The 10,742-nt window shown below is 59.4% G+C and carries 7 protein-coding genes, 1 tRNA gene and 1 pseudogene; 5 read left to right on the top strand and 4 right to left on the bottom strand.

Annotated elements, in window-relative coordinates:
- Positions 1-187 precede the first annotated feature (187 nt).
- The 4 genes from JNK74_27960 to JNK74_27945 all read left to right on the top strand — a co-directional run bounded on the left by JNK74_27960 (position 188) and on the right by JNK74_27945 (position 4,987).
- Positions 188-1,768 (top strand): sodium/solute symporter, encoded by a 1,581-nt coding sequence (locus tag JNK74_27960; GenBank protein ID MBL7650025.1) that lies wholly within the window; start codon positions 188-190, stop codon positions 1,766-1,768.
- A gap of 102 nt (positions 1,769-1,870) precedes the next feature.
- Positions 1,871-2,218 carry a MerR family transcriptional regulator gene (locus tag JNK74_27955; protein ID MBL7650024.1) on the top strand — a complete coding sequence of 116 codons (348 nt, stop codon included), beginning with the start codon at positions 1,871-1,873 and terminating at the stop codon, positions 2,216-2,218.
- Between the two features lie 17 nt (positions 2,219-2,235).
- Positions 2,236-2,314 (top strand) — tRNA-Pro (locus tag JNK74_27950).
- Between the two features lie 327 nt (positions 2,315-2,641).
- Complete coding sequence (locus JNK74_27945) at positions 2,642-4,987, top strand: hypothetical protein (GenBank protein MBL7650023.1); 2,346 nt, start codon at positions 2,642-2,644, stop codon at positions 4,985-4,987.
- A gap of 88 nt (positions 4,988-5,075) precedes the next feature.
- On the opposite strand, the pseudogene JNK74_27940 reads toward JNK74_27945, so the two are convergent.
- Positions 5,076-5,460, bottom strand: a pseudogene (locus JNK74_27940) (type II toxin-antitoxin system VapC family toxin).
- On the bottom strand, positions 5,457-5,714 hold the full coding sequence (locus JNK74_27935) for a type II toxin-antitoxin system VapB family antitoxin (GenBank protein ID MBL7650022.1): 258 nt from the start codon (positions 5,712-5,714) through the stop codon (positions 5,457-5,459). Before JNK74_27935 ends, JNK74_27940 begins: the two are co-directional and overlap by 4 nt.
- A 195-nt stretch (positions 5,715-5,909) precedes the next feature.
- Here JNK74_27935 and rpsT point away from each other — a divergent pair, with 195 nt between their 5' ends.
- On the top strand, positions 5,910-6,176 hold the full coding sequence (rpsT, locus tag JNK74_27930; GenBank protein MBL7650021.1) for a 30S ribosomal protein S20: 267 nt from the start codon (positions 5,910-5,912) through the stop codon (positions 6,174-6,176).
- A 521-nt stretch (positions 6,177-6,697) separates the two neighbouring features.
- Here the strand turns inward: rpsT and JNK74_27925 are convergent.
- Together JNK74_27925 and JNK74_27920 are read right to left on the bottom strand one after the other, a co-directional pair.
- Entirely contained in the window at positions 6,698-8,548 is a 1,851-nt protein-coding gene (locus JNK74_27925; protein MBL7650020.1) for a carboxypeptidase regulatory-like domain-containing protein, read from the bottom strand.
- A 35-nt stretch (positions 8,549-8,583) separates the two neighbouring features.
- A complete protein-coding gene (locus JNK74_27920; GenBank protein MBL7650019.1) occupies positions 8,584-10,593 on the bottom strand; it encodes a carboxypeptidase regulatory-like domain-containing protein in 2,010 nt (669 codons plus the stop codon).
- Between the last annotated feature and the right edge of the window lie 149 nt (positions 10,594-10,742).

The following is a 10,742-nucleotide window of genomic DNA, read 5'->3' as shown; positions in this document are numbered from 1 at the left end:
TATCATGGCAAAGCAAAACGCGGAGGGGACATTTTCATTGAGTTAAGGATGGGGACATTTCTAAAGAGTTCCGACAGAACCGGGATCATGGCTAACGCAACGCTAATCTGCTTGATCCGCCACGGAGCGGCTGCTACCATGGCGTCCTGCTTTTATTGGATTTTTTCCAGGAGAGAGGACTGATTTTATGCCAGAAAACTTTACGATGGTGGACTACGCCGTGTTGGTCCTGTATTTCGGGGCGATGGCCTCGCTGGGACCGATCTTTGCCAAGGGAAGCAAGACCACCGAAGGGTATCTTCTTGGCGACCGCAATTTTCCCGGTTGGCTCGTGGGTTTCTCCATGTTTGCCACGTCGATCAGTTCCGTGGCGTTTGTGGGATATCCAGGCGACTCCTTCAAGACCGCCTGGTACCGAATGGTGCCCAATTACACCATGCCGCTCGCCGTGCTTTTCGCCATGTTCTTCTTTCTCCCCTTCTTCCGCCGGACGCAGATCACCTCGGCCTACGAGTATCTCGAAGCGCGATTCGGCCCGATAACGCGCATGTACGCCGCCGCGGCCTTCGTCGTCATGCAGGTGGTCCGTGTCAGCCTCATTCTGTATCTCGTTTCCGTGCTGCTGTACACGATTACCGGGATCAACCCCTATGTCGCCATCCTGCTGGGGGGGGTCATTACCTCCTTCTACACCGTACTGGGTGGGATTACGGCCGTCATGTGGACGGACTTCATTCAGTCCTTCGTGTTGTGGATAGGCGCCCTTATTTGTCTCTTTCTCATCGTCTACCGGCTCCCCGGCGGCGTGGGCGAGGTCATCGACGTCGGTATGGCGAACCACAAATTTGGCCTGTATGATTTCCTGACCCCCGCCGACAAGACCATGTCGCCCGTACCGTTCATGGGCAGTGTGCATGAGAAGACGATATTCCTTTTTCTCCTCGTCGGCCTCGGCAACTGGTTGACGGAATACAGCGGCAACCAGAATGTCGTCCAGCGATACGCGGCCTCGAAGAACATTAAACAGGCCCGAATCGCCATGTGGGTATGCGCTTGTTTCAGCGTTCCCACCTGGGCCATGTTCATGTTCCTGGGCACGGCCTGCTACGTGTTCTACCAGCGCTTCCCCGATCCCGCCGTGACCGACATGCTCACGGGCGTCCGCAAGTCGGAGGAAATTCTCCCCTTCTTCGTGACCAATGAATTGCCCCAGGGGCTCACCGGCCTGGTTATTGCGGGCGTACTGGCGGCGGCCATGTCCAGCTTATCATCGAGCATCAGCGCGGTTTCCGCCGTTTCCCTGGTGGATATTTACAAGCGACACATCGCCACGGACCGCGATGACAAGCACTATGTATTCGTCGCGAAAGCCGTGGGTTGGGCCATGTCGGTCATCATGATCGGCGGGGCCGCCGTGCTTTACGCCTATGACAGCAAGACCCTGCTGGACGTTGCCACGGTGCTCACCGCGCTCACTTCCGGCGGCCTGCTGGGCCTGTACAGCATTGGCTTCTTTACAAAGGTCGGAGGCGATCGGAGTATCCTGCTGGCCATTCTCTTTACTACGGCCTACACGCTCTACATGACCCTCGTTGGACTGAAAATCATCCCCGAGAGTATGTCCCTGAACCACAATTACTACACCGGCCTGTTTGGACATATCATCATGTTTGTGCTGGGCTACGCGGTGGGCAAGTTGTGGCCGGACCCGAAGAAGGACCTCCACAACCTCACCGTCTGGACGCAGGACAAGACGCCGATCGAATAGGCGCCTGTCCGTCCAACATCGGCATGCAACAAAAGGCGCCGCGGGATGAAAAAACAGTAGAATCTTCGCTCAGAAACTTGAAATCACCCATGGAGATTCTATATGCTTTCCTCCTCCCCCGAGCGCCGGATGAGCATCGGCGAAGTCAGTGAACTCACCGACGTCCCTGTTCATGTGCTCCGGCAGTGGGAAGAGAAAATAACACAGTTGAACCCCAAACGGGATCGGGCCAACCGTCGCTATTATCTTGAAAAAGATGTGGCGATAGTCCGGCGGATTAAACACCTCGTGCGCCATGAAAAGATGGGACTCGAGGGTGTGAAAATCCGAATAGCCCAGGAGCTCCACGGCGAAGGTCGCCCCCGGACAAGGCGCGAAGCAATTGACTTGGTTGATCGCATCGAAGCCGAAATTCGCGCGATGCAGGCTCTGCTCGATTCCGTTGAATAATCCGACCCTTTTTCGGTCGGGGTGTGGCCTAGCCCGGCTTAAGGCGCTCGCCTGGGGGGCGAGAGATCGAAGGTTCGAATCCTTTCACCCCGACCATTTTGGTTGCCCCCTCCACCCTCTTCAGTGTCTGCTGAAGAGGGTTTTCTGCTTGGGGCGCTTTTCGGCCCCCGCCCGGAAGTTCTGGCAGCGGCCTTCGCCGACTTGCGCTGGAATCGTCGTCAGCCTCCCCTTTCCCGTCTCTGACGTCTGCGTGCGGGCCCAGTGGCCACCTTGCATCTTCACGCGCCGTTCCCTTAGCCTGCGGGTGGGTCGCGGTTACGCGGTGCTGCGGTACAAGCGCATCGTCGATGCCCTGGCCTTCCGACGCTTTAGTCTACAATGGCTCGTCTCAACTGTTCAGGAGCTTTCAAGGTGGTGAATTCCTTGACGATTCGATTTTTCTCCGGCGCGTTATTCGTTGTTTCCTGCATGTCAGGAGAGACTGGCGGCGCCTCAGCGGCTGAGTATTCCAGCGGCGAAGTGGCGGCAGAGATCGCCCGGGTTTTGCCATCGGAGTCCCCCTACGCCTACCACGAGCGCCTGTCAAAAGAGCCTGTCCACCGTGCGCGCCGCAATGTGGACGTGCGCCTGGAGAGTGGCGATATGGAGATTCCTCCGTCCGGCTGGCGGCTGGTCTGGAGCGGGCGGGATTCCCAGTTGTTGTCGGGTGCGGTGCTGGACTTGCAGGACTATCTCTCGGTGTCGATGGGCGTCAGCGTGACCGTGGAAGCACGGGAATCGCTGAGTACTGAGCCGGGGCTCGACAGGGCTATTGTGTTGGGGACTCGGGAGGAGCTTCCAGAGGCCGGCGCGGCACTGAAAGGACCTAAAGACTATGCGATCAGTGTGACGCCTGAACGGATTACCGTGTGCGGCTTTGATGATCGGGGTGTTCTCTTCGGGGTGCACAATCTGGAGGCGCGGATGAATCTGCGCGAAGCTCCTTTCTTTCCCGCCACGCTGAACACGGTGCGACACAGCCTTTATGACACGCGCATGGTGCAATCCTGGATGGGCTGGATGGAGTTTCCCGACACCGTGCTTTCCCACATGGCCCACGATGGTTTTGACGCCATTTTTGCGTCGGTATACACCAACCCCAATGGCGACCGGACGACGGCGGAGAATTCGACCGATTTCTATGCTCGACTGATGCACCGGATTCGCCGACAGGACCCCGCACGGGTGCGCGATCTGATTGATCGCGCCAGGCGATTCGGCATCAAGGTCTATACGCCGATCATTTACCAGTACACGGGCACGCCCGAGAGCGAGGCGGACCTCCGTCGGCTGGTGAAGGAGTTGCTTCGGGACTTCCCGGACATTCAGGGCTATGTCCTATTGACGGAAGGCTTTTGGTACAAGCAATGGGGCGGCGGCCATGGCGCCAGCAAGGAATATATCGAGGACTGGGCCCGCCAGTGGAGCCGCGCCGTGGCCATTGTGGCGGAAGAGTGCCACGCGGTGAATCCAGCAATTGAGATTCTGCCCTGGGAGTACAACATCGATTTTCGACCGTCGAACGTGGACACGAAACGCTACTTTATCCAGCAGTTGCCCCAGGACACCACCCCGCTGTTAACCTGGGAAAACGGAAAGAGTTTTGAGATCGATGGCCTCCAGGGGCACTTGAGGGACTACGGAATCAATGTGGTCGGGCCTGCGGAAGTTACGGCGGCGCAGATTGTGGAGGCGCGCAAGCGGGGCATGAAAGTCTACTCCAACGCCCAGACCTTTTCCTGCGGCGCGCAGTTGCAGACTGTGCCCTACCAGCCCTTTCCCCAGCAGTGGCACGCGCGCTACAAGGCGCTTGAAGAGCATGGAATCAACGGGACGCTGGAGAGCTGGTCTTCCGGCTATGTGCCGTGTTTTGTGACGGAGCTGCGCGGCTGGTATTGCTGGAGCGATGCCCCACCGCTGGATGAGTTGCTACTGAAAATCGCGGCGCGCGATTTCGGGCCTGAGCATGCCGCGAACGTGGTGAAGGCGTGGGATTTGTTCAGCCAGGCCGCGCGCCTCGTACCCGACACGGGGCCCTACATGGGCACGACCAACGCCGTTGGCAATCCCATCTTCTTCGAGCAGCCGCCCGCGCGTACAGGGACCTTTCACCACTCCTGGATGGACCAGAGCATGTGGCAGGGGTATCTGGGCGCGGAGATGAACCCTTACTGGCCCTTCACCGTTTCGCGGCTCGTGTTCATTCCTGACTTTTCGAACCAATCCAACGTGGCGGAGGGCTACGCCCGCGGCGTCTCCGGTATCGAGTCGCCGGGCGATCGGCAGGTGCTGCCCGTCTTTCTGAAGTATCTGCGACTGGCCACGGACAAACTGGGGGAAGGACTCGCCCTGTATCGTGCGGCGGCGATGGAAAGTCCCGAAGGCAAGCGGGCCGACGCGCTTCGCGAGGTCATCGTGGCGGAGCAGATCGAGCGCATGCTTCTGAGCAATCAGGCGATACTGGGCTTCGAGGACTTGCGTCTGCAATTGATGGCAGAGAAGGACGGCGTAAAGGCGGGAGCCCTGCTCGACCGGATGGAGGGCATTCTGCGCGAGGAGATTGCCCGCACGGAGTTGGTGCTGAATGCGATGGAGCACGATGCGCGCATCGGCTTTCAGTACGAGGTCGATTACGTATATACGCCCTATTCGCTGGGCGAGAAGCTCGAAGTGTTGCGCTTGGGACTGGAGGCGCAGTTGCCGGCGTACCGAGCCAGACTGCGACGGTGAAGTTAACATGTGTGAGGAAACAGATTCACTGAAAAGTGGAGACGGGCCTTGTTGCTGCTTGCAAGCGGGTGTTTCGCGTCAATGGCCACTACCAAATGCGTACTACCCCATACTCGTCGAGGACTTTGTCGCTGCTCACAATTGGAATACGCTCTTCAAGAGCTTGGGCGACTAGAAGTCGGTCAAAGGGATCCCGGTGTACTGGATACAAATCAACAATCCTGGCTGTATGTGCCAAAGTGATGGGCAATAGGCTAAAGCTGTTGAGCGACATTTGACGTGTCCAAAATTCTTCAAAGGGCCCGGGTATTGATTACTTGCCCAATGCTGTTTTAATGGCAATCTCCCAAAGACTGGCGGGACTTACAAACACGGCCATCCGTCTCGATAATTCTCGCGCGTGCCGTGTGGCTCAGACGCGGCTCATCCAATACGAACCACAGCAAGGCGTGCGTGTCCAGCAGTAAGCTCACGCCATGTAATCCTGAAAATCTGCCAGGTGTTCGTCATCTTCCGAGAGGATTGTAAGCAGCCCGCATGCCGATCCCGGTTGACGCACTGGTTTCAATGGATTCTGGATGCCCGGCACACATCCGATGCGCCTCGCATCTTCACTGCCTATGAGCGCCCGAAGTCCGGCATGAATGAGCGCGGTTTGCTCGCTCACTCCCGTAACCCGCCGGGCTTCGCCAAGAAGGTTTTCGTCCAGATTGATGGTGGTCCGCATAGTGTGGTGCTCCGGTGATTTCGACATCAGTATACACTATATCTTCCGAAACCTCCCGTATTCCCAGTGCAATCATGACGGAAACGGTACCGGAAACCGGCCACAATTTTTTGTTGATATGACCCCATTCTTTTGCTATACTCTTTGCCTACAGGTTTCTCACAAATATCAACTCACAGAGAGTCTACTGAATCCATGGCAAATATCAAGTCCCAGAAGAAGCGTATCCTTACCAACGAGAAGTCCCGCCAGCGCAATATGGCCGTCCGTTCGCGGATGAAGACCATGATCAAGGGCGCGCTTACGGCTATCGAGACGAAAGACGCGGAGCAGATCAAGGTTGCCGTTCCCGCAGCGCTTTCCGCTATCGACCGTGCCGCTTCCAAGGGCGTTATTCACGCGAACAGCGCCGCTCGTAAGAAGTCTTCCATTCAGCACCGCTTTGCCGGCGCTTCCGCCTGATAAGACGCCATACATCTTAAGTTTTCGCAGCCAATCCCCCACCCCGGCGGATTGGCTGCGGTTCTTTTGTGTTTGGTTGGGTTGCGGCTGTGATCGGTTGCGGTCCCTACACCCACAAACTCCGTCGCAAGCTCCTCCGTGTGTGGGTGGCACCCGTGGGGCCAGAGGTTGACCGAAGTAGGGCTTTGATCGTGCGCGCGCACTTCGCGAACGACATGACAGTCATTCATGACATTTCGTGACACCCGTAGAGGATGAAAATCGATAAGAGTTCTACCCCCCCCCCACCCCCCGCCAGCGGGGGGAACAAGAGCTTTTTTTCGAGTTGTAAGGTTCCCCCCGCTTGCGGGGGGCCAGGGGGGTAAGCACCCTGAAGAGCAAAAACCAACTCGCATTTCGATCCCGCGCCACCAATAAATTTCTAGAGCAGCCTCAGCAGTCTCTATCACCCCTCCTCGGGTTTGGCGCGGCAAGCAACGTGGAGAGGCTTTTGCGGATCCACACTGGGGGCGACGCTGTCCTTATTCTTCCCGCCGCAGGCCCTTGATCAGCTCCAGGAGTCTGCCCTGGGTCTGGTAGTAGCGCAGGTTGCCCTTTTTATCGAGCAGAACGATCTCGGGAATGAACACGATTCCGTATTCGCCGAAGATGGTCTGTTCGTCCGTGTCCCGCAGGACGGGAAAGGGAATGTTATAGTTCTTAATGTACTCGGCAATCTCGTCTTTGGCGCTGATCGCGTCGTGAACGCCGATGAAGGCCACGTCTTCCTGATCCGCGAGTAACTGACGCAGCGTGAGCAGTTCCCGGATGACCACAGGCCCCATGTCTTCATCGAATCCAGCCCAGAAGAGCATGACGACCACTTTGCCCTTCAGGCTCTCCAGGGTCAGGGGTTCGCTGTTGACCCAGGCGTCGCCCTTCAGGGCGGGCGCTGGTTTTCCCACAAGTCCGTCGAGGTTATTGGCCCCGGGAATGGCCGGACGCGGAGCGAGTTCGGGCGTATACTGTTCGAGCTTGAGTTCCGCTGGCTTTACCTTTTTCAGGTCCACTTCGAAGGGGGCGCGCTGGAAGCGGAGCTGGTGTTCGGCGCGCAGTTGTATGGTCTCGACCGCGGGAAGAAAGTTCAGCGGCATGCTGAACTGCCCTTTCTCGTCGCTGACCACGCTGTAGGGTACGGGAAGATTCAGCGCGGTGACCAGGACGGGTCCGGCGGCATTGCCATCCGCATCTTTGATGGTTCCGGTGATAACCGGCAGAGGCTCCAGTTCAATCGGCTTGAGTTCAACATCCTTCACGTCGCCGAGGGCTACCTGAATATCCACCGGCGATGGATAGATGTAACCGGGTGGCGCAATAACCGAAACGGCCCCCTGCCCCCCGGGCACCTTGAGGCTGAACTCTCCTTTGTTGTTGGTAAAGGTGTCGTCGAAGAGTGTCGGCCCCTCCCGGTACAGGATGCGGGTTCCGCCGCTCGGTTTCTTATTCGGCAGGAGGACTTTGCCGCGAATGTACTTCGCCGGCTTCATCTCAAAATTCACGGGCGGCGTATCCTTGTCGGGGGCCACTTCGAGGGGCGCGGGCGGCGGTGGTGCATAGTCCGCATGGCGGACGGCGACCCCGTAGACATCGGGTTCGAGGCGTACGGTATAGAATCCATCGGGATCAGTAAGGGAATTGGCGAAGACCTTCTGGCCCTGGGTGCCCGTGCGGAATACCGAAACATGGGCGCCGGCCACAGCCGCTCCGCCGAAAGTGACGCGCCCACTCACCCGCCTTCCCCGCTGCAGTACGATATTCCGCTGCTCGCTCTCGACGGGAAGGTAATTCACCGAGGAGTCGGCAAACTCCGGATGCCCGAGCACCGCCTGGATGAATCCCCCGGCGGGTAACTGGGGGATGACCAGGATGCCGTCGTCGGTACTGCGAAAAGCCGGGAATCCGTGGGGCACCAGCTTTTCCACGGAGACCGGTATGCTTCGCTGGATGAGCATGGAGCTGATCTGCGCCCCGGCGACGGGTTTGGACTGGGAATCCAGCACTTTCAGCGTAATGAGGTCGGCTGGTTGCAGCCGTATTTCCACTGTGGCATCCCCGACAACGAGCGCGGACGCGCCGCCGATGGCCAGGCCCTCTTTCAGGCCCACCACTTCGGTCACGGCAACATCGATACGGTCCAGGCTGAACTTCCCGTCGCTGCCCGATTCCGTCTTTCGGACATCGCCCTTCTGCACCACCCAAACCTGGGCACCCCCCACGCTCTTGCCCTCACTATCGACGACGATGCCGTCCAGCCTGGCGGCTGAAACGTCCACTGCGGCGGAGAGGGCCAGCATGAAGGCGGCGAGACGGCGGCAGATCGAACAATACTTCATGGAAGAACCTTTTTGTTGAGGAGCCGATAAGGGGCTCAGGAGCGTAGCGATTGGATGACGGTGACCGGCGGCAGACCACTGGTCTCCAGGACGACCTGCCCACCCTGATCGACGAGAAGCGTTGTGGCGCCCCCTTCAGGTTTGCCGGACAGGACGGGTACGGTGCTATCGCCGCAGTTTGGCGCCGTGTCGGAAACCAGTGCGATCACAAGTTCGGGCATATTGAGAATTTCCTTGACGCGATTGATGCTCTCCATCAGCGCGGGGATACTCGCGCTGTTCACAAAGAGCAGCATGGCCGGCGACTTCGCGCAAACCTCGGGCGCGGGCAAGCTCCCGCAGAGGACAGGCCACTGGTGCCACTTCAGTGCGCCGCCATGTCGCGTGCTTCCATCCTTTGCCCCTTCAAGGGCGATATCTCCCAGGGACTTGAGTTCCGCTGGAGCCAGATTGAAGGTGGCGGACTCCCCGCTGCTTTCCGCGCCGGCCCGCGCGGCGAGGCGCTGGGGCACGCCGGGCACAACCGCGTTCCATCGAAAGGAGCCGTCCGTACCACTGAAGGCCTGCCACAGGAGGATGGCGTCCGCCGCGGACTCTCCGGGGAAGAAGGCCCCCACCGATACCCCCGCGAGGGCGCGGCCCCGGGCGTTCACCGTGCGACCCTCCACGGAGGCCGCGTCAAACAGTTGAACGGTGCCGGGGCTTGTCTGGGACTTCTCCAGCGTGAAAAGGGCGACGCCTTTTGAATTGGGATCGTCCACGCGCCCGAGCAGGGATCCGCTTGCCGGAAACTCCTCGAGGTGAATGGTGGCCACCCCCTGGGCATCCGCCACGTGCCAGCCAATCTGCGTGGGGCGCAACAGGCTGACCAGCGCACCCGGAACGGGCGAGCCGTCCGCGCGAACGATCTGGACCTGATAGGCGGGGAGTGGACGAAGCCACATGCCGGGCAGTTCCACGTCGGCCCCTTCGCGAATCGTCGTTTTCATATGCTGGGTATCCGGGGGGAAATAGCCCGGTGTTGAATCGAGGCGGATGGCGTTCTCCCCTTCCCCCGCCGTGAACTGAAAGTCGCCTCCTGGCCCGGTACGTACCACGGCCGCGTCGGCGCCGTTGGTGGTCAGGGTGATGCGGACATCGCGGATGGGCTTCTCGGTGACCGCATCGCGGACGTTGCCCCGGATTGTGCCGAAGCCTGCGACGGCGAGCCTTACGCGCTCCACGGGCCGCTCGCCGGTAATGGTGAATCGCTCCCATCCGGCGCTGCGCATGCCCGCGCCCTGGGCCTGATACATGTAAACACCGGGCTTCAATCGCATGGTGAACTGGCCGGTGATGCTGGAACTGGCGGTGGAGGTGTCGTGGGGGGGCTGGGCGTTTTGAAAGAGAACGGCGGCCTGGGCGATGGCAACCTGGGAGGCGCGCGATACCACCTCACCCTCCACGAGTACCCCCGGATTCATGGTCACGCGAACGTTTGAGCTCCCGGCGACGGCGTCGATGAATCCTTCCTGAGCGAAGTTCGGATGGCCGATTTTAAGGTCCACTTTGGACCCCGCGGGTACGGATTCCAGCGTGAAGCCGCCATTCGCATCGGTCACGGGCTCCGGATAGCCGAACTGCTTCAGCTTGGCCAGGGGAATGCCCACTTTGTGGGTTCCCTTGACCAGGAAGCGGGTGATGCGGGCTCCCGCGACGGGGGCGTCTTTCACGCCGACGACGGTGCCCTGAATGGCTGCGGCCGGCTGAAGGGCGATCCGGACCGGGGGAATCTGATCCGCGACGGCGATGGTCATGCTCTGGCCACCGAATCCGTATCCGGGTGCGACGGCGAAGAGGCCGACGGCGCCTGGCTTTACGTCGGGAAAGGCAAAGCGTCCGGTATCGTCCGCAGCGACATCCAAGAGGGCTCCCCCGAGTCCCGGTTCCAGAAATACCTGGGCATGGGCGATGGGTTGATTGTCTGGGCCGGTCACCTGCCCCTCGATCGGGATTGCCCCCAGCGCGGTGTATGCGGCCAGCAATGCGGTAAGCAGGGATGTCATAGTTTCTCCTTCAGATCGGGACGCCCCATCGTATAGAAAAGTGCCTGCTTTATCCAAGTTTGACGCTGTAAAGTGTCGGAACTCTTTAGAAATGTCCCCATCCTTAACTCAATGAAAATGTCCCCTCCGCGTTTTGCTTTGCCATGATA

The organism is Candidatus Hydrogenedentota bacterium, from assembly GCA_016791475.1.
Classification (GTDB): domain Bacteria; phylum Hydrogenedentota; class Hydrogenedentia; order Hydrogenedentales; family JAEUWI01; genus JAEUWI01.
Note: the sequence above shows the minus strand (reverse complement) of the source record. Positions and strands in the feature narration are given on the sequence as shown.